General features: G+C 71.8%; 23 protein-coding genes. 13 read left to right on the forward strand and 10 right to left on the reverse strand.

Annotated elements, in window-relative coordinates; all coding sequences use genetic code 11:
* The first annotated feature begins 30 nt into the window (after positions 1 to 30).
* From dacB to ACIQV3_RS20490, 7 genes are all read left to right on the forward strand, one after another.
* On the forward strand, positions 31 to 1,482 hold the full coding sequence (gene dacB / locus ACIQV3_RS20460) for a D-alanyl-D-alanine carboxypeptidase/D-alanyl-D-alanine-endopeptidase (RefSeq protein WP_403713812.1): 1,452 nt from the start codon (positions 31 to 33) through the stop codon (positions 1,480 to 1,482).
* Positions 1,483 to 1,564: 82 nt separating this feature from the next.
* Complete coding sequence (locus ACIQV3_RS20465; RefSeq protein WP_327305314.1) at positions 1,565 to 2,716, forward strand: zinc-dependent metalloprotease; 1,152 nt, start codon at positions 1,565 to 1,567, stop codon at positions 2,714 to 2,716.
* A 233-nt stretch (positions 2,717 to 2,949) separates the two neighbouring features.
* A complete protein-coding gene (tilS, locus tag ACIQV3_RS20470) occupies positions 2,950 to 4,068 on the forward strand; it encodes a tRNA lysidine(34) synthetase TilS (RefSeq protein WP_403713813.1) in 1,119 nt (372 codons plus the stop codon).
* A gap of 65 nt (positions 4,069 to 4,133) precedes the next feature.
* Positions 4,134 to 4,694 carry a hypoxanthine phosphoribosyltransferase gene (gene hpt / locus ACIQV3_RS20475; protein ID WP_243339812.1) on the forward strand — a complete coding sequence of 187 codons (561 nt, stop codon included), beginning with the start codon at positions 4,134 to 4,136 and terminating at the stop codon, positions 4,692 to 4,694.
* Positions 4,695 to 4,876: 182 nt separating this feature from the next.
* Positions 4,877 to 6,907 carry an ATP-dependent zinc metalloprotease FtsH gene (gene ftsH / locus ACIQV3_RS20480; RefSeq protein WP_403713814.1) on the forward strand — a complete coding sequence of 677 codons (2,031 nt, stop codon included), beginning with the start codon at positions 4,877 to 4,879 and terminating at the stop codon, positions 6,905 to 6,907.
* 96 nt (positions 6,908 to 7,003) lie between these two features.
* Entirely contained in the window at positions 7,004 to 7,612 is a 609-nt protein-coding gene (gene folE, locus ACIQV3_RS20485) for a GTP cyclohydrolase I FolE (RefSeq protein WP_403713815.1), read from the forward strand.
* Between the two features lie 48 nt (positions 7,613 to 7,660).
* Positions 7,661 to 8,008 carry a GNAT family N-acetyltransferase gene (locus ACIQV3_RS20490; protein ID WP_403713816.1) on the forward strand — a complete coding sequence of 116 codons (348 nt, stop codon included), beginning with the start codon at positions 7,661 to 7,663 and terminating at the stop codon, positions 8,006 to 8,008.
* On the opposite strand, the gene ACIQV3_RS20495 is transcribed toward ACIQV3_RS20490, so the two are convergent.
* The 6 genes from ACIQV3_RS20495 to ACIQV3_RS20520 form a co-directional block, all read right to left on the reverse strand.
* Positions 8,005 to 8,493: a DUF3180 domain-containing protein gene (locus tag ACIQV3_RS20495; RefSeq protein ID WP_403713817.1), complete on the reverse strand. Its 489-nt coding sequence runs from the start codon at positions 8,491 to 8,493 to the stop codon at positions 8,005 to 8,007. The genes ACIQV3_RS20490 and ACIQV3_RS20495 overlap by 4 nt on opposite strands.
* Positions 8,494 to 8,587: 94 nt before the next feature.
* On the reverse strand, positions 8,588 to 9,184 hold the full coding sequence (gene folK, locus ACIQV3_RS20500; RefSeq protein ID WP_403713872.1) for a 2-amino-4-hydroxy-6-hydroxymethyldihydropteridine diphosphokinase: 597 nt from the start codon (positions 9,182 to 9,184) through the stop codon (positions 8,588 to 8,590).
* 8 nt (positions 9,185 to 9,192) lie between these two features.
* Complete coding sequence (gene folB / locus ACIQV3_RS20505) at positions 9,193 to 9,552, reverse strand: dihydroneopterin aldolase (protein WP_403713818.1); 360 nt, start codon at positions 9,550 to 9,552, stop codon at positions 9,193 to 9,195.
* 141 nt (positions 9,553 to 9,693) lie between these two features.
* Positions 9,694 to 10,137: a nuclear transport factor 2 family protein gene (locus ACIQV3_RS20510; protein ID WP_266880225.1), complete on the reverse strand. Its 444-nt coding sequence runs from the start codon at positions 10,135 to 10,137 to the stop codon at positions 9,694 to 9,696.
* Positions 10,134 to 11,039: a dihydropteroate synthase gene (folP, locus tag ACIQV3_RS20515; protein ID WP_403713819.1), complete on the reverse strand. Its 906-nt coding sequence runs from the start codon at positions 11,037 to 11,039 to the stop codon at positions 10,134 to 10,136. The genes ACIQV3_RS20510 and folP overlap by 4 nt, the downstream gene beginning before the upstream one ends.
* Positions 11,040 to 11,267: 228 nt before the next feature.
* Positions 11,268 to 13,127, reverse strand: a complete 1,860-nt coding sequence (locus ACIQV3_RS20520; RefSeq protein WP_403713820.1) for a phosphatidylglycerol lysyltransferase domain-containing protein — start codon at positions 13,125 to 13,127, stop codon at positions 11,268 to 11,270.
* A 203-nt stretch (positions 13,128 to 13,330) separates the two neighbouring features.
* Here ACIQV3_RS20520 and ACIQV3_RS20525 point away from each other — a divergent pair, with 203 nt between their 5' ends.
* On the forward strand, positions 13,331 to 14,437 hold the full coding sequence (locus tag ACIQV3_RS20525; RefSeq protein ID WP_403713821.1) for an alpha/beta hydrolase-fold protein: 1,107 nt from the start codon (positions 13,331 to 13,333) through the stop codon (positions 14,435 to 14,437).
* A 30-nt stretch (positions 14,438 to 14,467) separates the two neighbouring features.
* Here the strand turns inward: ACIQV3_RS20525 and ACIQV3_RS20530 are convergent, their stop codons facing one another.
* Complete coding sequence (locus ACIQV3_RS20530; protein ID WP_403713822.1) at positions 14,468 to 15,439, reverse strand: ABC transporter ATP-binding protein; 972 nt, start codon at positions 15,437 to 15,439, stop codon at positions 14,468 to 14,470.
* A gap of 133 nt (positions 15,440 to 15,572) precedes the next feature.
* Here ACIQV3_RS20530 and ACIQV3_RS20535 point away from each other — a divergent pair, with 133 nt between their 5' ends.
* The 4 genes from ACIQV3_RS20535 (at position 15,573) to ACIQV3_RS20550 (ending at position 19,352) form a co-directional block, all read left to right on the forward strand.
* Positions 15,573 to 16,307 (forward strand): ABC transporter permease, encoded by a 735-nt coding sequence (locus ACIQV3_RS20535; protein WP_403713823.1) that lies wholly within the window; start codon positions 15,573 to 15,575, stop codon positions 16,305 to 16,307.
* Positions 16,307 to 16,984: an ABC transporter permease gene (locus tag ACIQV3_RS20540; RefSeq protein WP_403713825.1), complete on the forward strand. Its 678-nt coding sequence runs from the start codon at positions 16,307 to 16,309 to the stop codon at positions 16,982 to 16,984. The genes ACIQV3_RS20535 and ACIQV3_RS20540 overlap by 1 nt, the downstream gene beginning before the upstream one ends.
* A gap of 57 nt (positions 16,985 to 17,041) precedes the next feature.
* The gene (locus ACIQV3_RS20545; RefSeq protein ID WP_403713826.1) at positions 17,042 to 18,034 is read left to right on the forward strand and encodes an ABC transporter substrate-binding protein; all 993 of its coding nucleotides are present in this window, start codon (positions 17,042 to 17,044) and stop codon (positions 18,032 to 18,034) included.
* A gap of 97 nt (positions 18,035 to 18,131) precedes the next feature.
* The gene (locus ACIQV3_RS20550) at positions 18,132 to 19,352 is read left to right on the forward strand and encodes a hypothetical protein (protein ID WP_403713827.1); all 1,221 of its coding nucleotides are present in this window, start codon (positions 18,132 to 18,134) and stop codon (positions 19,350 to 19,352) included.
* Between the two features lie 91 nt (positions 19,353 to 19,443).
* Here ACIQV3_RS20550 and ACIQV3_RS20555 read toward each other — a convergent pair whose 3' ends face one another.
* The 3 genes from ACIQV3_RS20555 to ACIQV3_RS20565 are packed head-to-tail and all read right to left on the reverse strand — an operon-like array spanning position 19,444 to position 21,829.
* Positions 19,444 to 19,659 (reverse strand): hypothetical protein, encoded by a 216-nt coding sequence (locus ACIQV3_RS20555; RefSeq protein WP_266956188.1) that lies wholly within the window; start codon positions 19,657 to 19,659, stop codon positions 19,444 to 19,446.
* Positions 19,660 to 19,711: 52 nt separating this feature from the next.
* Positions 19,712 to 20,638 carry an arylamine N-acetyltransferase gene (locus ACIQV3_RS20560; RefSeq protein WP_403713828.1) on the reverse strand — a complete coding sequence of 309 codons (927 nt, stop codon included), beginning with the start codon at positions 20,636 to 20,638 and terminating at the stop codon, positions 19,712 to 19,714.
* 48 nt (positions 20,639 to 20,686) lie between these two features.
* On the reverse strand, positions 20,687 to 21,829 hold the full coding sequence (locus ACIQV3_RS20565) for an NADH-quinone oxidoreductase subunit D (RefSeq protein WP_250754463.1): 1,143 nt from the start codon (positions 21,827 to 21,829) through the stop codon (positions 20,687 to 20,689).
* A 123-nt stretch (positions 21,830 to 21,952) separates the two neighbouring features.
* On the opposite strand from ACIQV3_RS20565, the gene ACIQV3_RS20570 reads away from it, so the two are divergent.
* Entirely contained in the window at positions 21,953 to 22,444 is a 492-nt protein-coding gene (locus ACIQV3_RS20570; RefSeq protein ID WP_403713829.1) for a PH domain-containing protein, read from the forward strand.
* The last annotated feature ends 23 nt before the right edge of the window (positions 22,445 to 22,467 follow it).

A 22,467-nucleotide genomic window follows, 5' to 3' on the forward strand; every position in this document is an offset into this window, starting at 1 on the left:
ATGTGTGATCGCGAAAGGGGCTGGTCCGAGGTGCCATTGGTCAGGACCTGGCAGCTCATCGCGGTGTCGGCCGTCGCCGGCCTCGCCCTGTCGGCCGCGACGGTGGCCGCCGCGGGTCCCTGGGACTCCGGCCAGCGTAAGGCCGAGCGGGACAGGGCCGCCTCCTGGGGCCGTACGGGTGGCGCAGATCACGGTACGGACCCCGCCGCGGCCCTCCCGCAGGCGGCCCCCAGCGCCCCCGGCGTGCTCGCGGGCGTCCGCCCGGCCGGAGCGGGAACGGGTTCCGGAACCGGAGTCGGCTCGGGCGACGGCTCCGCCGCCCTCGCCGCGGCCCTGCGGCCGCTGCTCGCCGACCCCGCCCTCGGCACCCTTCAGGGCGCCTGCGTGATCGACACCGCCACCGGGAAGGTCCTCTTCGAGGACGGGGCCCGGCAGGCCATGACCCCCGCCTCCACCGTCAAGATCGCCACCGCGGCGGCCTCCCTCGCGGCCCTCGGTCCCGACCACCGGATCCGCACCACCGTGACCCCGGGTGCCGGCCCCGGCCAGATCGTCCTGGTCGGCGGTGGAGACCCCTCCCTCACCGCCAGGAAGAAGGCCCCGGCCGGCGCCGGCGGCAGCCTCGTCGCCCTCGCCGCGGACACCGCCCAGGCCCTCAAGGCCGCCGGCACCACCTCCGTGACCCTCGGCTACGACGACTCGCTCTACACCGGCCCCGTCCTCCACCCGATCGGCGCCAACCCCAACCTCGCGCCCGTCACGGCCCTGACCGCCGACGAAGGACGCCCCGACGCCTCCTTCTCCGGCCCCGTCAAGCGCAGCACGGACCCCTCCCGCGACACCGCCCGGGCCTTCGCCGCCCTGCTCGGGGAACGCGGGGTCAAGGTCACCGGGCAACCCGCCAGGGCCAAGGCCGCCACGGGCGCCGTGCCGCTCGCCGCCACCCTCTCGCCGCCGCTCGCCGGGCTCGTCGAGCGGATGCTGACCCACAGCGACAACGACATCGCCGAAGCCCTGGCCCGCCAGACCGCCCTCGCCTCCGGAGCGCCCGCGAGCTTCGACGGCGTCGGCCGGGCCGTCGGCGCCAGACTCGCCGCGCTCGGAGTCGACACCACCGGATCCCGCTTCGCCGACGGCAGCGGGCTGGACCGCGCGGACAAGGTCAGCGCCGGCCTGCTCACCGCCTTGCTCGCCAAGGCCGCCGACCCGCAGCAGCCCGAACTGCGGCCCGTCCTCACCGGACTGCCCGTCGCCGGATTCACCGGCACCCTGCGCGCACGCAACTCCGGCACCTCCCCGGCGGCCGGCCTGCTGCGGGCCAAGACGGGCACCCTGAGCGGCGTGAACTCCCTCGCCGGCACCGTCGTCGACCCCACCGGCCGACTGCTCGCCTTCGCGTTCCTCACCGCGAACACCCCGGACCCCGGCCCCGCCGAGAAGGGCCTCGACAAGCTCGCGGCGGCCGTGGCCACCGCTCCCTAGGGCCGTCTTCCCGGGGCCTTCCGGGGAACCCGCCCGGCTCCTGGGGATCCCGCCCGCGCCGAGGTCCACGTACGGTTGACGCATGACGAGCTTCGGTGGTGCGGAGATGGTCGACTGGAACCTCGCGGTGGCGACCGCGACCAGGCTCGTGCGGCCCGGCCCGGAGGTGAGCCGGGACGAGGCGCGGGCCGTCGTCGCCGAGCTGCGCAGGCACGCCAAGACCTCCGAACGGCACGTGCGCGAGTTCACGCGGATGATGCCCGAGGGCATGACCCCGGCCGACACGCCCGTCCTCGTCGTGGACCGGGCCGGCTGGGTGAAGGCCAACGTGGCGGGCTTCCGCGAGCTCCTGTCCCCCCTCCTCGGCAAGATGCAGGACCGCCGCGCCGGCACCCCCGGCGGCGCCGTCCTCGGCGCGGTCGGCGGCAAGGTCACCGGCGTCGAGCTGGGCATGCTGCTCAGCTTCCTGGCCTCCCGCGTGCTCGGCCAGTACGAGACCTTCGCGCCCGCGGGCCTGGACCTCCCGGGCTCCGCCACGGGCGGCCGGCTGCTGCTCGTCGCGCCGAACATCGTCCACGTCGAACGGGAGCTGGAGGTGGACCCGCACGACTTCCGGCTCTGGGTCTGCCTGCACGAGGAGACGCACCGTACCCAGTTCACGGCCGTCCCGTGGCTCCGCGAACACCTGGAGGGCGAAATCCAGACGTTCCTCGGCGCCACCGAAATGGACCCGATGAACGTCCTGGAGCGACTGCGCGAGGCCGCCCAGTCCTTCGCCGGCGCCCGCCCCGACGCGGAGAGCGGCGACGAGGGCCGCTCCCTCGTCGAACTCGTCCAGACCCCCGAGCAGCGCGAGGTACTGGCCCGGCTCACCGCCGTCATGTCCCTCCTGGAGGGCCACGCCGACTTCGTCATGGACGGGGTCGGCCCCGAGGTCGTGCCCTCGGTCGCCGAGATCCGCGAGAAGTTCCAGCAGCGCAGGGCCAGCGGAGCCGGCCGGCTCGACGCCGCCCTGCGCAAGCTCCTCGGCCTCGACGCCAAGCTGCGCCAGTACCGCGACGGGGAGCGCTTCGTGCGCGCCGTCGTCGGCCAGGTCGGCATGGACGGCTTCAACCGGGTCTGGACCTCCCCGAACACACTGCCGACCAAGTCCGAGATCGCCAGGCCCGCGGACTGGGTGGCCCGCGTCCACCGCAAGGGGAGCGAGCAGAGCGAGGCAAGCGAAGAGGTGTGACCACAGAGGCGTAAAGATGTCCCTCTGGGGGAAGCAGCGTCACCCGTCCGAGGGACCGTGGGGCGTGGAAGGGCGTGCGATGCTCAGGGAACGGCTCGGTTCTGTCACCATCGACGCACTCTGAGTGACAGCCCCCGCTCGCGGGGGGAGCCGGACAGCACCCGGCACACCACCTCCCCCAACGCCTCCCCAGCGCCTCCGAGGCACCGAAACTCCACCGAAGGGCACCGGACATGGGTCCCCATCCTGCGGTCGCGGCGATACGCCTGGCGGTCCGCCGCGCACTCCACGACGTCCTCACCGACCTCACAGACCTCAACAGCCGGCCCGCTCCCGCCCCCGCACCCCGGGTCGGCCGCCCCGGCCGCACCGTCGGCTCCTCGGCCGGTGCCGCCCCCCACGACCCCCTCCCCGCCACCGCCCCGCTGGTCCTCGTCGCCTGCTCCGGCGGCGCCGACTCCATGGCGCTCGCCTCCGCCCTCGCCTTCGAGGCCCCCAAACTCGGCATCCGGGCCGGCGGCATCACCGTCGACCACGGCCTCCAGGACGGCTCCGCCCTGCGCGCCGCCGAGGTCGTCACCCGCATGACCGCGCTGCGCCTCGACCCCGTCGAGTCCGTCGCCGTGCGCGTCGGCCGCGACGGAGGCCCCGAAGCCGCCGCCCGCGACGCCCGCTACGCGGCTCTGGACGAGGCCGCCGACCGGCTGGGCGCCGTCGCCGTGCTGCTCGGCCACACCCGCGACGACCAAGCCGAAACCGTCCTGCTGGGCCTGGCCCGCGGCTCCGGCATCCGCTCGCTCTCCGGCATGGCGGAAGTCTCCGGGGGCCCCGGCGTACGCGGCGGCCGCAGCCACCGCTACCGCCGGCCGTTCCTCCAGGTGGACCGGCAGACCGCCCGCAAGGCCTGCATGGTCCAGTCCCTCGCCGTCTGGGACGACCCGCACAACATCGACCCCGCCTACACCCGCTCCCGGCTCCGCCACGAGGGACTGCCCGCCCTGGAGAAGGCTCTCGGCAAGGGAGTCGTGGAGGCGCTCGCCCGCACCGCCCAGCTCTCCCGCGACGACGCCGACGCCCTGGACGCCTGGGCCGCCGAGGCCGAGAGCGGCGTACGCGACGAAGACGGCCGCCTGGAGTGCGCCAAGCTGTACGCGCTGCCCCCCGCGGTCCGCCGCCGCGTACTGCGCCGGGCGGTCGTCGCCGCCGGGTCTCCCGCAGGCTCCCTCTTCGCCCGCCACATCGAGGAAGTCGACCGGCTCATCACCGGATGGCGCGGTCAGGGAGCCATCAACCTGCCCGGCCGGGTCGAGGCCCAGCGGCAGGGTGGCAGACTGGTCATCCGGCAGGGCTGATTGGTGCTGAGACACGGCTGAGACCTCCGGGGTCACCCCCGGAGCCCCAGCCGACAACGAAAGTGATGCGGGTGGACGAGAAGGACATGGGCAACGACCTCCAGTCGGTGCTCATCACCAAGGAAGAGATCGACGCGAAGCTGGCAGAGCTGGCCGCGAAGATCGACGCGGAGTACGCGGGCAAGGACCTGCTCATCGTCGGCGTCCTCAAGGGCGCGGTCATGGTGATGGCGGACCTGGCGCGTGCCTTGTCCACCCCGCTCACCATGGACTGGATGGCGGTGTCCTCGTACGGCGCCGGAACCCAGTCCTCGGGCGTGGTCCGGATCCTCAAGGACCTGGACACCGACATCAAGGACAAGCACGTCCTGATCGTCGAGGACATCATCGACTCGGGGCTGACCCTGTCGTGGCTGCTGTCGAACCTCGGCTCGCGCCAGCCGGCCTCCCTGGAGGTCGTCACGCTGCTGCGCAAGCCCGACGCCGCCAAGGTCGCGATCGACGTGAAGTGGGTCGGTTTCGACATCCCGAACGAGTTCGTCGTCGGCTACGGCCTCGACTACGCCGAGAAGTACCGCAACCTGCCGTTCGTCGGCACCCTCGCTCCCCACGTCTACGGCGGCTGATCCAGCGCCCGACAGGGGAACCCTGGAGCGTTTCCCACCGTTGGAGCATGGAAAGGCGGGTCTGTCAGCCGTCCCATGAGGCCGCGGGTGACAATGCAGGGGTACATTCCGAAGAACAGTCTTTACTCACAGCAGCATTTACCTACGGGCAGGAGGGACGGGGTGCCTAGCGCCCCGTATGGATGGACGTGAAGCGATACTTCCGTGGGCCGGTTATGTGGATCGTGCTGGCCGTCCTCGCCGTGGTCGTGTTGATGAACGTCGTCGGCTCCGGCGGCGGCTACAAGTCGGTGGAGACCAGCGAGGTCATCAAGGCGATCAACAGTGGCCAGGTGGACAGCGCCAAGCTCACCACCGGTGACAGCCAGATGATCAAGATCGAGCTGAAGAAGGACCAGAAGCTCGGCGACAACGACGGCACCAAGTTCCAGGCCAACTACATCGGGGACCAGGGCGTACAGCTCGCCCAGAACCTCCAGACCAAGTACGAAGCCGGTCAGATCCCTGACGGATACTCCGTCACGCCGGACAAGACCAGCCCGTTCCTGAGCGTGCTGCTCTCGCTGCTGCCGTTCGTCCTCATCGTCGTCGTCTTCCTGTTCCTGATGAACCAGATGCAGGGCGGTGGTTCCCGGGTCATGCAGTTCGGGAAGTCCAAGGCCAAGCTCATCACCAAGGACACCCCGAAGACGACGTTCGCCGATGTCGCGGGCTCCGACGAGGCCGTCGAGGAACTCCACGAGATCAAGGAGTTCCTCCAGGAGCCGGCGAAGTTCCAGGCCGTCGGCGCCAAGATCCCCAAGGGCGTGCTGCTGTACGGCCCGCCCGGCACCGGAAAGACCCTGCTCGCGCGTGCCGTCGCGGGCGAGGCCGGTGTCCCCTTCTACTCGATCTCCGGATCCGACTTCGTCGAGATGTTCGTCGGCGTCGGTGCCTCGCGTGTCCGTGACCTGTTCGAACAGGCCAAGGCCAACGCCCCGGCGATCGTCTTCGTCGACGAGATCGACGCAGTCGGCCGGCACCGCGGTGCGGGCCTCGGCGGCGGTCACGACGAGCGCGAGCAGACCCTCAACCAGCTGCTCGTCGAGATGGACGGCTTCGACGTGAAGGGCGGGGTCATCCTGATCGCCGCCACGAACCGTCCCGACATCCTCGACCCGGCCCTCCTGCGCCCCGGCCGCTTCGACCGCCAGATCGCGGTCGACCGTCCGGACATGCAGGGCCGTCTGGAGATCCTCAAGGTTCACCAGAAGGGCAAGCCGACCGCACCGGACGTGGACCTGGGCGCTGTCGCACGCCGTACGCCCGGCTTCACGGGTGCCGATCTCGCCAACGTCCTGAACGAGGCCGCGCTGCTCACGGCCCGCTCGGACGGGAAGCTGATCGACAACCACGCGCTGGACGAGGCGATCGACCGCGTCGTGGCGGGTCCGCAGAAGCGGACCCGGATCATGTCGGACCGGGAAAAGAAGATCACCGCGTACCACGAGGGCGGACACGCCCTGGTCGCGGCGGCTTCCCCGAACTCCGACCCGGTCCACAAGATCACGATCCTGTCCCGCGGCCGGGCCCTGGGTTACACCATGGTCCTGCCCGACGAGGACAGGTACTCGACCACGCGCAACGAGATGCTCGACCAGCTCGCGTACATGCTGGGCGGGCGCGCGGCCGAGGAACTGGTCTTCCACGACCCGACCACGGGCGCCGCGAACGACATCGAGAAGGCCACGGCAACGGCCCGCGCGATGGTCACGCAGTACGGCATGACCGAGCGCCTCGGCGCGATCAAGTTCGGCGGGGACAACACCGAGCCGTTCCTGGGCCGCGAGATGTCGCACCCGAGGGACTACTCGGAGGAGGTTGCCGCGCTGGTCGACGAAGAGGTCAAGAAGCTCATCGAGACCGCGCACAACGAGGCCTGGGAGATCCTGGTCGAGAACCGTGACGTCCTCGACAACCTGGTCCTCGCCCTCCTGGAGAAGGAGACGCTCAACAAGGAGCAGATCGCCGAGGTCTTCTCGACGATCGTGAAGCGCCCGGCCCGCCCGGCGTGGACCGGCTCCTCCCACCGCACGCCGTCCACCCGTCCGCCGGTGCTCTCTCCCAAGGAGCTCCAGCTGACGAACGCGGCGAACGGCACGTCCGCGGCCTCGGCCGCGGTGTCGGTGGAGAAGGCCCCGGAGCCCTCCCCGGAGGAGCGCCCGGAGGCCTAGTACCTCCCGGAATGGATGCCGCGCCCCCCAGGTTCTAGCCTGGGGGGCGCGGCACTTTCACGTGCCCGCGACTGCACAGACAGGAACGAGGAAGAGATGACCGACCCAGTGACCCTGACCGGTGGCGAGGGCACGATCGGCGAGTTCGACGAGAAGCGCGCCGAGGCGGCCGTCCGCGAGCTCCTGATCGCGGTCGGCGAGGACCCGGACCGTGAGGGGCTGCTTGAGACGCCGGCCCGGGTGGCGCGGGCGTACCGGGAGATATTCGGCGGTCTGTGGCAGAAGCCCGAAGAGGTGCTGACCACGACGTTCGACCTCGGGCACGACGAGATGGTCCTGGTGAAGGACATCGAGGTCATGAGTTCGTGTGAACATCATTTGGTGCCATTCGTCGGAGTTGCCCATGTTGGGTACATTCCATCGGTCGACGGCAAGATCACCGGGCTGTCGAAGCTGGCCCGGCTGGTGGACGTGTTCGCGCGTCGCCCCCAGGTGCAGGAGCGGCTGACCACGCAGATCGCGGACTCCCTGATGGAGATTCTGGAGCCGCGCGGAGTCATCGTCGTCATCGAGTGCGAGCACATGTGCATGACCATGCGCGGAGTCCGCAAGCCCGGCGCGAAGACCATCACCTCGGCCGTCCGCGGCCAGCTCCGCGACCCCGCCACCCGCAACGAGGCGATGTCACTGATCATCGCTCGCTAGCCGGATTGTCAGACCCGCCCGATAGCGTCGCTGATCAGGTGATTTCACTTGATCAGGGGGCGCTATGGGCGGGCTGCCGAGCGAGCAGATGGTGAACGGAGTGGCCGGGCAGGCGCAGGCGGGAACGGGCGGCCGTTCGGGTCCGTGCGCTGGCTGCTCTACGGGCCCGTCGTGGTCGCGGCCGCGTACCGGGGCCGGGGGATCGCCCGGGGGCTGTTCACCACCGCGCTGGAGGCCGCCTCGGGGCGGGCCGAGGTGATGGTGGCCTTCATCGAGATGACGAACCGGGCCTCGTGGACGGTGCACGTCGACGGGCTGGGGATGACCCCGCTCGGGGAGTTCGACCTCGACGGCCGCGCCTATGGAGTAGTGGGCGCTGCCTGCCCGGCGGCTTAGGCGCGGGCCGGGGCCTCCGGGGTGGGGTCCTCGTCGTCCGGGAGCTTCAGGACGTGTTCCAGGAAGAGGGCCGCCGCGACGACCGCCGCGCCCGCCAGGACCGAGAAGCCGGCGTACCAGGTCTGGTCGCGGCGGGCGGGGACGTCCAGGGCGGACGTGAGGAGGAAGACGCCCACGCCGCCGTAGGCGCCCGCGACCAGGGCCGCCACCAGGGCGCTGGCCTGTCCGAAGACCACCGCGCGGGCCGCCATCAGCGGCTCCACGCCCTTGGCGCCGGGCACGCGCTCGCGCTGGGCCTTCAGACGGGAGCGCAGCGACAGTGCCGTCGCGAGCAGGACCACCGCGATGGCGCCGAGGACGATCGGGGCGGCCACCGGGACGCCGGGGAGCGTGCCGTACGCGTTCCACAGCCGGGCTCCGGCCCAGGACAGCACCGCGGCGATCGCGAAAATGCCCGCCAGGACCGCCGGCCTCAGTTGCTTCACTTGTGCCTCTCCCACCGTTCCCGCAGCGCCCGCTCTCCGTGCGTGCGTATCCGGTGATCCTAAGTGGTCGACGGCCCCGTCCCGCGGGCGCGGCTCATTCGGGGAGGCGCAGTTCCAGGTCGGTGCGCTGGGTGAGCCCGGTCAGGCCGACGGCCGTCAGGAGCGCGGAGACGGGGCCGTGGCCCGGGATCTGCGCTTCGGGGTCGATGTCGTGCCAGGGGGCCAGCACGAAGGCGCGCTGGTGGGCGCGCGGGTGCGGGAGGGTCAGGACGGGGTCGGCGCAGACCTCGTCGGCGTAGGCGATGATGTCGACGTCGATCGTGCGGGGCCCCCAGCGCTCCTCGCGGACGCGGTCGAAGGCCTCCTCGATGGCGTGTCCGCGCTCCAGCAGCGAGCTGGGCGGCAGGGTGGTCTTCACCGAGATGACGGCGTTGAAGTACGCGGGCTGCGAGCCCTCCTCCACGCCCCACGGCTCCGTCTCGTAGACGGGGGAGACGGCCTTGACCCGCAGGCCCGGAGTGTCGCCGAGGGCGTCGATGGCGCCCTGGAGGGTCTCCAGGCGGTTGCCCAGGTTCGCGCCGAGCGCGACGACGGCCCACTTGGGGTTCGACAGGGTCACGTCCGCGGCGTCCACGGCTTCGACCACCGAGGCGGGTACCGGCTGGACGGTGGGGTCGCTCTGGGCGTTCATTCCGTTGTTCACGCGCGGCTCCGGGTGATCGTGATGGTCACGTCGTCGAAGGGGACGGTGATCGGCGCGTCCGGTTTGTGGACGACGACCTCCACCTGGGCGACCGCCTCGTGCTTGAGGCACTGCTGGGCGATCCGCTCGGCGAGGGTCTCGATCAGGTCCACGGGCTCGCCCTGGACCACTTCGACGACTTCCTCCGCGACTACCCCGTAGTGCACGGTCTTAGCCAGGTCGTCGCCCGCCGCCGCGGGACGGGTGTCGAGGTGGAGCACCAGGTCGACGATGAAGGTCTGGCCTTCCTCGCGTTCCCGGGGGAAGACGCCATGGTGCCCGCGAGCCTTGAGGCCGCGCAGCGCGACACGATCCACGCGAATCACTCCTGCTTTTCGTAGGTGCTTCCGGTCCGGGACTCCCCGGATCCATGGCCTACGCCGAGTGCGGTCGGCGTCGTCCATCTTCGAATTTACCTGCGAAATACCTCGGACCCCGACCGCACCCCGACTGAGGGGCTAGGAGGACTCCTCCTCGTCGTCCTCGTCGGAGTCCGTGAGGACGGGAGAACCGTGGTGCGACCACAGCCGCCAGCCCTCCGGTGTGCGTCGGAACACATTCGTGGCGACGACGAGCTGGCCGACGAGCGGGCCCAGTTCTCCGCCGTCCTCGGCGGGTCCGCCGCTGAGGATGTTCTCGGTGCAGGTCACCAGCGCGGTGTCGCCTATGACGGTGACCTTGGTGTCGGTCAGGAAGAACTGGATGTACTCGGTGTGCGACATGATCAGCGCGTAGGAGCGCAGCACTTCGCCGCGTCCCGACAGCACCGGCCAGCCCGGGTGCACGCAGGAGATCTCGTCTTCGAGCCAGAGCGCCGACAGCGAGTCGAAGTCCCCCCGCTCCATGGCCTCGTAGAAGGCCGTGTTGACCTCTTCGACGGATTCGATGTCGGTACGGCTCACCGTGCCCCTTCCTCGTTGCTACGGGTCGTACCCAGTGCCCCTTCCACGGCGCGGGCCACCCGAACCGCGTCGGCGCTCGCCCGTACCTCGTGGACCCGTACGGCCCAGGCGCCCCGGGAGGCGGCGAGGGCGGAGACGGCGGCGGTGGCGGCGTCGCGTTCGCGGGCGGGCGGCGGGGAGGCGCCGTCGGCGCCGGCCAGTACCCGGCCGAGGAAACGCTTCCGCGAGGCGGCCACCAGCAGCGGGAATCCGAGGGCGCGCAGCTCGGAGAGGTGCGCGACCAGGGCGAGGTCGTGCTCGGCGTTCTTGGCGAATCCCAGGCCCGGGTCGACCAGGAGCCGTTCGGGGGCGATGCCGCCGGTGACGACGGCGTCGATGCGGGTGCGCAGTTCCGCGGTGACCTCGGCGAGGACGTCCTCGTACACGGCGAGGCTGTTCATTCCGTCGCTGAAGCCGCGCCAGTGCATGACGACGAAGGGCACCTCGGCGGCGGCGACGGCCGGGATCATGCCCGGGTCGGCGAGGCCGCCGCTGACGTCGTTGACCAGGGTGGCGCCAGCGGCGACGGCCCGGGCGGCGACGGAGGCGCGCATGGTGTCGACGGAGACGACGACGCCTTCGGAGGCGAGGCCGCGGACGACGGGGACGACCCGGCGCAGCTCCTCCTCCTCGTCGACGCGGGAGGCGCCGGGGCGGGTGGACTCGCCGCCGACGTCCACGAGGTCGGCGCCCTGGGAGACGAGGTCGAGGCCGCGCTTGACGGCGGCGGTGGTGTCGAACCAGCGGCCGCCGTCGGAGAAGGAGTCGGGGGTGACGTTGACGACGCCCATGACCGCGCAGCGGTCCCAGTCGGGGAGGCCTGTCACCAGGCCCCTGGGGGCGGGGCCGCTGTTCGTGTTCATGGTTCCCAGGGTAGGGCTCTTGGCCTTGGCCTTGCCCTGGGTGGCCGTGGGGCCGGGTGTGTGGCCGGCCGGTGGGTGGGGTGGGGGTGCGGGTGTGCGGGTGGGGGTGCCGCTGCGCGGGCTGCTCCCCGCCCCGCCCTTCCTCCGTTCCCCGGGGCTGCGCCCCGGACCCCTCGGGGCTGTGCCCCGGACCGCCGCGCCTCAACGCCGGCGGGGCTGGATTTGGCCTCAGGCCGCCCGGACCTTGTGGTCCGGCTGGGCGGGCACGGCGGCCGGGGCCGGTACGCGGTGGTGGGCGCAGGTGCGGACCGGCTTGGGGCGGCGGCGGGCGGCGAACAGGCGGGGCAGGGCCAGCGTGACGAAGCCCTCCGCCTGCATCGCGGCGAAGCCGATGCGGGGCAGGTCCCGGGTGGTGCGGAAGACCACGAAGCGGGGCTCCCAGCGGGGGCGGAACTTCGCGTTGAACTTGTACAGCGACTCGATCTGGAACCAGCGCGAGAGGAACACCAGCAGGCTGCGCCACATCCGCAGGAACGGGCCGGCGCCGATCTTCTCGCCGCGGGCCAGGGCCGAGCGGAACATCGCGAAGTTCAGGGAGACCTTCTCGATGCCGAGCGCCGGGGCGGCTTCCAGGGAGGCGACGATCAGCAGTTCGTTCATGCCGGGGTCGGCGGCGCGGTCGCGGCGCATCAGTTCCAGCGACATGCCGTCGTCGCCCCAGGGGACGAAGTGCAGGACGGCCTTGAGGTCGCCGAAGGGGGAGGTGTCGCCCTCCTCGACGCGGTGCGCGGTGGCGATGTAGCAGTCGCCGTCGCCGGGGTCGCCGACGCGGCCCAGCGCCATGGAGAAGCCGCGTTCGGTGTCGGTGCCGCGCCAGGCCTCGGCCGCGCCGCGGACCCGCTCCAGCTCGGCCCCGGTCAGCTCGCTGACCCGGCGGACCCTGGTGGTGTAGCCGTTGCGTTCGATGCGCTTCACCATCTGCCGGACGTTGCGCATCGCCCGGCCGGAGAGGGAGAAGTCTTTGACGTCGACGATCGCCTCGTCTCCGAGTTCCAGGGCGTCGAGGCCGGTCTCGCGGGTCCAGACCTCGCCGCCGGTCTCGCTGCAGCCCATGACGGCGGGGGTCCAGGAGTGGGTCTTGGCCTCCTCCATGAACCGTTCGATGGCGCCGGGCCAGGCCTCGACGTCGCCGACCGGGTCGCCGGAGGCGAGCATCACGCCGGAGACGACGCGGTAGGTGACGGCGGCCTTGCCGCTGGGGGAGAAGACGACGGCCTTGTCACGGCGGAGCGCGAAGTGGCCCAGGGAGTCGCGGCCGCCGTGCTTGGCGAGCAGTTCGCGGAGCTTGACCTCGTCGCCGGCGGTGAGCCGGGCGGCCGGGTGCTCGGGGCGGAAGGCCAGGTAGATGGTGGTGACGGCGGTGAGCATGCCGAGGGCGCCCAGCGAGTAGCCGACGGTCCAGGAGACCCGGCCGGCGTAGTCGACGGGGCCCTCGACGCCGAGGAGCCCGTAGACGACGTGGCTGATCTGTTCATAAACACCCGGATTGCCTACAACGCGGCCGGGGTGCGAGTTGACGATGACCAGGCCGAGGCCGATGGAGCCCGCGCTCATCAGCACGAAGTTGGCGAGCGCCTTCCAGCGGCTGCGCGGGTCGGGCAGCGCCTTGAATTCGTTCTGGTGGCGCAGCAGGAGTGCCAGGAGCACTGCCGCGATGACCACGCCGATGACCGAGTGGCGGTACGTGAACTGCGCGACGGCGCCGGCCGGCAGCAGCACCACGGCGGCCCGCCAGGCGCGGCGCTTGCGGCGCTTGAGCCCGTGCGCGAGCAGCAGGAGCAGGACGCCGGCGCTGAGGGCCAGGGCGGCGGCGAAGGGGCCGACGGAGCCGGGCAGCACCTCGGTGACCGCGTGGATGCGGCTGTGCCGGAAGCGCGGGAAGACCCCCGCGGCGATGTCCAGCAGGCCGACGACCGTGACGGCGGTTCCCACGACTCCGGGGACGGACTCCGGTCGTGGGCCTCGGAGGATTCGGCTGACAGGCTTCGGAACCTGTCCCGACTTATCGCCATCTATCCTGCTAGACATCGCTTCCCGTTGCTCCGCGAGAGATCATGTGGCCGAAGGCCGCTTGGGGCCCTTCGCTGGGTGGTGCGTCCCCGTAGGACGACGTGGTGCGTCCCCGTAGGACGACATGGTGCGTCCCCTAGGACGACATCGAGGGGGAGCGGGTTCACTCTTCCGTCGAGAAAAAAAATCCAGTCCTGCCATAGAAAGTCGACTGACTGCTCATGGGTCTCACCAGTAATACGGTTCTGGCGCTGGCCATCCTTGCCGGTGTGCTGCTGTTCGCGGCCACGGTGTGGTTCTGGCCGAAGCTCTCGGGCCGCTCCTGGCGCTCGGTCCTCGGCCGGATCGGCCTCCTGCTGGCGACGCAGCTGGCCATGTTCGCGGCGATCGGTCTCGCGGCGAACAAGTCCTTCCTCTTCTACGGGTCCTGGGCCGACCTCTTCGGCCAGGAGACGTCGGTCGGCAAGGTCGTCGACCACTCGATGAGCAGCGACCAGATCAAGGTGGTCGACAAGCAGCACCTCGACGTGCCCGGCGGTGCCAAGCCTCCGGTCGGCGGACAGATCCTGAAGGTGTCCATAACGGGCCAGAAGTCGAAGATAACGAGCCCCGGGTACGTGTGGCTGCCGCCGGAGTACTTCCAGCCGCAGTACAAGGACCGCAACTTCCCGGCCTCCATCGTCCTGACGGGCTACCCGGGCATGGCGGAGAACCTGATCAAAGGGCTCGACTACCCGATGAAGGCCTTCAGCCTGTCCAAGGCGGGCAAGATGAAGCCGATGATCCTGGTCATGATGCGGCCGACTCCGGGTGCGCGCGACACCGAGTGCGTGGACATACCCGGTGGCCCGCAGACCGAGACCTTCTACGGCCAGGACCTCCCCCGCGCCATCCAGAGCACCTTCCGGGTCGGCAACAAGCCCGCGAACATGGGCTACATCGGCAATTCCACGGGCGGTTACTGCGCCCTGAAGATGACCGCGCACTACCCGCAGACCTTCGGCGCCGCCGCGGGGCTGTCCGCGTACTACGAGGCCGCGGACGACCCGACGACCGGTGACCTCTTCCGCGGGGACGACAAGCTGAAGGCCCGTGCGAACGTGCTGGAGTCCATCAAGGCCAAGCAGCCGACCGGTACGTCGTTCCTGGTCACCAGCAGCGAGAAGGGCGAGCCGAACCTCGCCGGCACGAAGAAGTTCATCAAGCTGGTCAAGGGCCCGGACCGGGTCTCCTCGATCATCCTCGACAGCGGCGGCCACAACTTCAACACCTGGCGCCGCGAGATCCCGCCGATGCTGGTGTGGATGAGCGGCCGGATCCAGGCGTAGCGGGGGCGGCGGCGGGCGCCGGCGGGAGGCTCAGGCCTCCTGCAGCCGGGCCCGCCGCAGGGCCCGGTGCACCCCTTCCGGGGTGAGTACGCCGATCAGCGCGCCGGAGTCGGGATCCGTGACCCCGATCCGCCCCGAGTCCCCCTGGAGCAGCAGCGCGAGCGCCTCGCGCAGACTGGCCCCCAGCGCCACTGCGGCGGTGGGGGCCTTCGCGTCGGCGGAGGAGACCTCGGTCAGGTCGGCCTGCGCCACCGCCGTGACGGCGAGCCGCTTCAGCCCCCGGTCGGAGCCGACGAAGCCGGCCACGTACTCGGTGGCCGGGGCGCCCAGGACCTGCGCCGGGCGGGCGAACTGCTCGATGGTGCCCGCTCCGTAGACCGCGATGCGGTCCCCGAGCCGGACCGCCTCCTCCAGATCGTGCGTGACCAGCAGGATCGTTTTGCGCACGGTCTTCTGGAGCGTCAGGAACTCGTTCTGGAGCCGCTCGCGCACCACCGGGTCCACCGCGCCGAACGGCTCGTCCATCAGCAGCACCGGCGGGTCCGCGGCGAGCGCCCGGGCCACGCCGACGCGCTGGCGCTGCCCGCCGGAGAGCTGCTCCGGGTAGCGGCCCCCGTAGACGGCCGGGTCCAGCCCGACCAGGTCGAGGAGTTCCGCGGCCCGCGCGCGGGCCTTGGCCTTCGGGGTGCCGATGAGCTGCGGCACGGTGGCCGTGTTCTCCAGCACCGTCTTGTGCGGGAAGAGCCCGACCTGCTGGATGACGTAGCCGATGCGCCGGCGCAGTTCGACCGGGTCGGCCTCCGCGATGTCCTCGCCGTTCAGCAGGATCCGGCCGGAGGTCGGCTCGATGAGCCGGTTGACCATCTTCATGGTGGTCGTCTTGCCGCAGCCGGACGGGCCGACCAGGGTGACCAGTTCGCCCTCGGCCACCTCGAAGGACAGGTCCCGGGTGGCCGTGGTCCCGTCGGGGTAGCGCTTGGTCACTTGCTCGAATCGGATCACCCGCCCATCTTTCCCTACCCGCGGGGTCAGTTTGTGAAGGGCGTGTTGCCCGCGTGCGAAGGATTCCGGCCATTGTCGGTGCCGGGGGTTATGGTCGCTCCTACGTACGATCGGTGACGGGGGGCGAGGAGCGATGGCCGGGCAGAGCTGCCTGGTGGCGAACGACTGGGTCTGCTGGGAGTACGTCACGTCCCGCTCCCAGGAGCTCACCGACGCCACCCTCGAACACGTCTGGATCACGGGCGTGTCGGTGCTCATCGGCATCGCCGTGTCCGTCCCGCTCGCCCTGCTGGCCCGCCGCGGCCGCCACTGGGCGGCCCCCGTGCTCGGCCTCACCACACTGCTCTACACGGTCCCCTCGCTGGCCATGTTCTCCCTGCTGCTGCCGGTGTTCGGGCTCTCGGCGGCGCTGGTGGTGACCGGCCTGGTGCTGTACTCGCTGACCATCCTCGTGCGCAACGTGCTGGCCGGGCTCGAAGCCGTGCCCGAGGACGTACGGGAAGCCGCGCGCGGGATGGGGTACGGCCCGGGCCGGCTGCTGTGGCAGGTCGAGCTGCCGCTGGCGCTGCCCGCCCTGCTGGCCGGCGTACGGATCGCGACCGTCTCCACGGTCGCGCTGACGACGGTCGGCTCCATCGTGGGCAAGGGCGGCCTCGGCAACCTCATCGCACCCGCCGTGACCAGCTCCTTCAAGGCCCAGGTGCTCACCGCCTCGGTGCTGTGCGTGCTCCTGGCGCTCGTCGCCGACCTGGCGCTGCTCGGCCTCCAGCGGCTGCTCACGCCCTGGACGCGGGCGACGCGCGCGCCGCGCGCCAAGCGGGCGGGCCGCGCCGGACGGGCCGCCGACGTGAACGCGGGAGTCCTCTGATGGGCGTACTGGGACAGGCCTGGGACTGGCTGGCCGACGGGGCCAACTGGGCCGGGGAGAGCGGAGTCTGGCACCGGCTCGGCGAGCACGTGTACGTCAGTGGCGTCGCCCTGGCCCTGGCCTGCGCGCTGGCCCTCCCGGTCGGGCTGTGGCTGGGCCACCTCGGCAAGGGCGGCGGCCTCGCCGTCAACGTCTCCAACATCGGGCGGGCCGTCCCGGTCTTCGCGGTGCTGGCACTGTTCATGGTCTCCCCGCTGCGCAATGCCGGGTACGTGCCCACCATCGCCGCACTGGTCCTCTTCGCCATCCCGCCCCTCCTGACCAACGCCTACGTCGGCATGCGCGAGGTCGACCGCTCCGTCGTGGAGGCCGCGCGGGGCATGGGCATGTCCGGCCGCCAGCTCTTCTGGCGGGTGGAACTGCCGCTGGCCCGCGGCCTGGTGATGACGGGACTGCGCTCGGGCGCCGTCCAGGTCATCGCCACGGCCACCATCGCCGCCATGGTCGGCCAGGGCGGCCTCGGCCGGATCATCACCGCCGGCTTCAACACGTACAACACCCCGCAGGTCGTCGCGGGCGCCCTGCTGGTCGCCGCGCTGGCCCTGCTCGTGGAGGGCGCGCTGGTGGCGGCCGACCGGCTGTTGCCGGGCGCGCCCACCCGCGCGACCGCCCGCTGAGCGGACCCCGACACGCCGGCCCACCCCTTGTTGGTCCACCCCTTGAAGGAGATTGAGATGAGCAAGTCCACGCGCGCCCTCGGCGCGGCCCTGGGCGCGGTCGCCCTGACCGCATCGCTCGCCGCGTGCGGCGGCGACAGCCTGGAGAAGACCAAGGACGGCGGCTCCTCCGCCGCCGCCTCCGGGTCCTCCGAAGGCGGCAAGGGCGGCAAGCTGGTGATCGGCGCCGCCGGCTTCACCGAGTCGAACGTGCTGGCCGAGCTGTACGCGCAGGTCCTCAAGGACGCCGGCTACGACACGTCGATCACCACGGTCAACAACCGCGAGCTGTACGAACCCTCGCTGGAGAAGGGCGAGATCGACGTCGTCCCGGAGTACGCGGCGACCCTCGCGGAGTTCCTCAACGCCAAGGTGAACGGCTCCAAGGCGCCGACGGAGAAGCCGGTCGCGTCGAGCGACGTGACGGCGACGGTGGCGGCCCTGGAGAAGCTGGCGGGCCCGCTCGGGCTGAAGGCGCTGCCGGCGGGCTCGGCGGTCGACCAGAACGCCTTCGCGGTGAGCAAGGAATTCGCCACGAAGAACAACCTCAAGAACCTTTCCGATCTGGGCAAGTCCGGTCTGAAGGTGAAGATCGCGGCGGGTGACGAATGCGCGGTGCGGCCCTTCTGCGCACCCGGATTGAAGACCACGTACGGAATCGACGTTTCCGGCATCGACCCCAAGGGAGTCGGAACCCCGCAGGCCAAGCAGGCGGTCAAGGACGGCGCGGACCAGCTCGTCCTGACCACCACCACGGACGCCACCCTCGACAGCTTCGGCCTGGTGCTGCTGGAGGACGACAAGAAGCTCCAGAACGCCGACAACGTGCTCCCGGTGGTCAACGCCAAGGACGCCGGCGCCCCCGAGATCGCGGCCGCCCTCGACAAGATCACCAAGGCGCTCACCACCGCCGACCTGGTCGAGCTGAACCGCAAGGTCGACGCCGAGCGCGCCAAGCCGGCCGATGTCGCCAAGGCCTACCTGGAGTCCAAGGGCCTGCTGAAGAAGTAGGAGTTGCGCCTTTCGTGCGCCAAGTGCGGTAACCGCTCGGGAACAGATTTCCGGGCGGCTACCCCACACCCTGTCCACGCCCTGTAAATTTCAGGCCATGCCCCGTGGACGCCACCGCAATCCCGAACCTCTTCACCGGCTGCTCACGCCGAGCGCCGTCGCCGGTGTGTCCGTCGTCGGCGCAGGCGCCGCCTGGCTGCTCGCGGAACCGATGGCGCTGCGCCTGCTCGTGGCGCTCACCGCGGCCGCGGGGCTGACTGGCGCTGTCGTCATGCGCGCGTGGGACCTGGCGGCGGGCCGCCGGGTCACCGAGCTCGGGCGCGAGCGGGTCAAGGACGAGTGGCGCACGGACGAGCGGATAGCCGAGCTCGAATCCGACCTCGAAGAGGCCCGGGTGCTGCGCGGCAAGCTGGACGCCAAACTGCGCGCGAAGCGGGTCGAACTCGCGGGCCTGCGCGGGGAACACGCGTCGCTGCTGCGCCGGTACGCCACCGCCGAGACCGAGCGGGCGAGTGCCCTGGAGGGACGCCGGCTGCTGGCCATCGAGGCCGCGGCCCCGGCGGCTTCCGCGGCCGCTCCCAAGGAACTTCCCGCGGTCACCGAGGAGCGCACCAGCGCCGGCGCCGCCACCTCGGTGGGCTTCGCCCGCGCCCACGCCGCGCTCGTGGCGCTGGCCGCCAAGGCGGCCGGGAGCACCGGGCCCGGACCCGAGGGCCCGAGCGGCCCTCCCGCCCTCCCGGCGGGCCCCAAGGCCCCCGCAGCTCCGGCCCTCCCGGCCGCTCCCGCCGCTCCCGCCGGCTCGGCGAAGCCCGCCGCACCTGCCGGCTCGGCGCAGCCCGCCGCTCCCGCCGGCTCGGCGCAGCCCGTCGCACCTGCCGGCTCGGCGAAGTCCGCCGCTCCCGCCGGCTCGGTGAAGCCCGCCGAGCTGGAGGCGCACTCCCGCCCCGCGCTCACCGGTCCGGCGCCCGCGGGCCCGGTGGCCGCCGTGCCCGCGCGTCGTCTCGCGGCCGCGGTGGCCCCGTACGCCGCGCACCGCCGGCCCACCTCGCGCGTCGAGGGCGGGTTCGACTTCTTCGGTGCGAAGACCGCGGCGCAGGCCCGCGCGGTCATCGAGTCCGTCCAGAACGAGGACCTCGCCGACGTGGTCGGCGCGGAGGCCCTCGCCGTCCACGAGGCGGAGTCCGCGCAGGGCGGGGCGGAGCCGGAGTTCAAGGCTCCTGCCGCCGGGCACCGCGCCCTGGGCCAGGTCATCGACCTGACCGCCCACGACGAGACGGAGCCGATCGACGTGGTGCAGCTGCGCGCGGCGAACTCCTAGCCCAGCGAGCTCCTAGCCCAGCGAGCTCGAAGGCGCCTGCCCTCGCGCGCCACCACGGACGGGCCCCGGCCGGCCGCCCGGGGTGAGGGCCCTAGAACAGCGGGAGTTGGCCCGGGAGCGGGGACAGGGTGAAGCCGTCCAGGGTGGGGGCACTGGCGCCGAGGGTCACGCGGGCGCGGGAGCCGGGGCAGGAGACGAGGTCCCCGCGGCCCCGCCCGGCGGGCGGGTCGTGGCGGGCGATCCGCCCGGCGGTGACGGCGCAGTCGCGGCCGCAGGAGGGGCAGGCCCGGCGGGGTGAGAGGGACATCCCCCCAGTCTGCCCTGCCGGTGCGACACCGGCCCGGCGGGCCGCCTCGCGGTCAGCTCCCGGGGGTGGTTCCGCGGGTGGCCTCACGGCCGGCCGCCCAGCTCTCGTGGGCCCGGTTCACCCGGGCCCACAGGGCCGTGCGGTCCGTCGGGGTCAGGTCGTCGAGCGCGCGGCCGAAGACGCCCTCCAGCACGGCGTAGAACTCCTCCGGGCCGTCGAGCACCCGTTCCGTGTTCCCCTTCACGGGGTCGATCCGGCTCAGCACCCGCCCCCGCAGGGCGTCGATGCCGTCCGCGTCGCGGCGCAGGGCCGCGAAGGTCCGTACGAAGCCGGAGTCCCCGGAGGTCGACAGCCGGACGTGCTCGGTCTCGAAGCCGGCCGCGCCCGCCGTCCCGGCGGGCTCCGCACGGAAGTTCACGAGCGGGGCGGAGCTGCCGGGGTGGCGGTAGAGCCAGCCCCCCGCGGGCAGCCGCTCCAGGGAGTACGTGAAGGCCCCCTGCCGGTACGGGCCTTCGCGCAGCGGCAGCGGCTCGTACGGGCCGTCCCCGAGCCCGGCGTCCACGTAGTAGGTGCCCTCACCGTCGGGCGCCGCCCCCGGCACGCGGACGGTGAGCGCCAGGTGGTCGCCGCTCACGCTCCGCAGGGCTTCCTCGGACTGGGATTCCTTGTACACGCCGCCCACATGGCGGGTGACCTCGTAGCCGAGGTGGTCCAGGAGCATCGCGAAGGCCCCGTTGAGGTGGAAGCAGTAGCCTCCGCGTCCGGCGGTGAAGCGGCGTGCCGACAGCTCGGGGTCGATGCCGGGGGCGCGGCCGAGCTGGATGTCGACGTTCTCGTACGGCACGCGCTCCAGGTGCGCCCGCTGGAGGGCGAACAGCCCCTCGACGGACGGCGCGCCGGGCTCCTCGATGCCGAGCCGCCGCAGGTAGGCGGCACGTATGCCGGTGCTGGAGGACGGGGACGAGGTGCCGGGGCTCATGTGGTCACCCTAGGCCGCTTCCGGATCTTGCCGGGCCCCCGACCCCGGTCACTTGTCGATGTCGCCGACGACGAAGAACAGCGAGCCGAGGATCGAGACCATGTCCGCGACCAGCTGCCCGGGGAGCAGGACCGCCAGCGCCTGGATGTTGTTGTACGAAGCCGAGCGCAGCTTGAGCCGGTACGGGGTCTTCTCGCCCTTGGAGACCAGGTAGTAGCCGTTGATGCCCAGCGGGTTCTCGGTCCACGCGTACGTCTCGCCCTCGGGCGCCTTCAGCACCTTCGGCAGCCGCTGGTTGATCGGGCCGGGCGCCAGCTCCGCCATCCGGTCCAGGCAGGCGACCGCGATGTCCAGCGCGTTGTGGGTCTGCTCCAGCAGGACCTCGAAGCGGGCCAGGCAGTCGCCCTCGGTGCGGGTGACGACCTTCAGGACGTCCTGGAGCTCGCCGTAGGCCAGGTACGGCTCGTCGCGGCGCAGGTCGAAATCGACGCCGGAGGCGCGGGCGATCGGGCCGGAGACCCCGTACGCGTGCACGGCCTCGGCGGACAGGACGCCGACGCCGCGGGTGCGGGCGCGGAAGATCTCGTTGCCGCGCACCAGATCGTCGTAGACGTGCATGCGCGTGTTCACGTCGGCGATGGCGGCGCGGGCCCGGCCCAGCCAGCCGGCCGGGAGGTCCTCCTTGAGGCCGCCGACGCGGTTGAACATGTAGTGCATGCGGCCGCCGGAGATCTCCTCCATGACGGCCTGCAGCTCCTCGCGCTCGCGGAACGCGTGGAAGATCGGGGTGATGCCGCCCAGCTCCAGGGGGTACGAGCCGAGGAACATCAGGTGGTTCAGGACCCGGTTCAGCTCGGCGAGCAGGGTCCGCATCCACACGGCCCGCTCGGGCACCTCCATGCCGAGCATCCGCTCGACGGCCATGACGACGCCCAGCTCGTTGGAGAACGCGGACAGCCAGTCGTGGCGGTTCGCGAGCATCACGATCTGCCGGTAGTCGCGCGCCTCGAAGAGCTTCTCGGCGCCTCGGTGCATGTAGCCGACCACCGGCTCGGCGCTGACGATGCGCTCGCCGTCCAGGACGAGGCGCAGGCGCAGCACGCCGTGCGTGGAAGGGTGCTGGGGGCCGATGTTGAGCACCATGTCGGTGCTCTCCGCCGCGCCGCCGATGCCGACCGTGGTCTCCGTCATGGCGGCATTGTCTCAGCCGGCGGGGGTGGGCCGCGGCCCGGTCCGGATTCCGGATCCGGGAGCGGCGGCCGACGGGCGTCGCGGGCCCGGCAAGATCCGAAAGAGACGGCCTAGGGTGGGGGGATGGACACGGGGACTGAGGGTGCGGCGGGTCCGCCCGCGTGGGTGGGGCTGCTGGGAGGGCTGCTGACTCTGCGCAGGCTCTTGCTGGCGCTGTGGATGTCCCTCTTCGCGGTGGTGACGGCCGTCGTGCTGGGGCTGACCGCCGGGCCGGGGTGGGCGGCGCTCGGCGGGTTCTGGCTGGTGGTGCTGGCCTGGGGCTGGGTGCTGCTCGGGCGGAACTGGCGGTCCTGGCGGTACGCGGAGCGCGCGGACGACCTGCTGATCAGCCGGGGCGTGATGTGGCGGGAGCAGACCGTGGTCCCGTACGGGCGGATGCAGCTGGTGGAGGTGACCTCGGGCCCCCTGGAGCGCCGTTTCGGGCTGGCCACGGTGCAGCTCCACACGGCCGCGGCGGCCACCGACGCCACGATCCCCGGACTCGCGCCCGAGGAGGCGGAACGGCTGCGCGACCGGCTGACGCAACTCGGCGAGGCAAGGTCGGCGGGGCTGTGACCCCGTCGGCCGACGCGGGGTCC

It is taken from the genome of Streptomyces sp. NPDC099050, from assembly GCF_044759865.1.
In the GTDB taxonomy this organism is placed as follows: Bacteria; Actinomycetota; Actinomycetes; order Streptomycetales; family Streptomycetaceae; genus Streptomyces.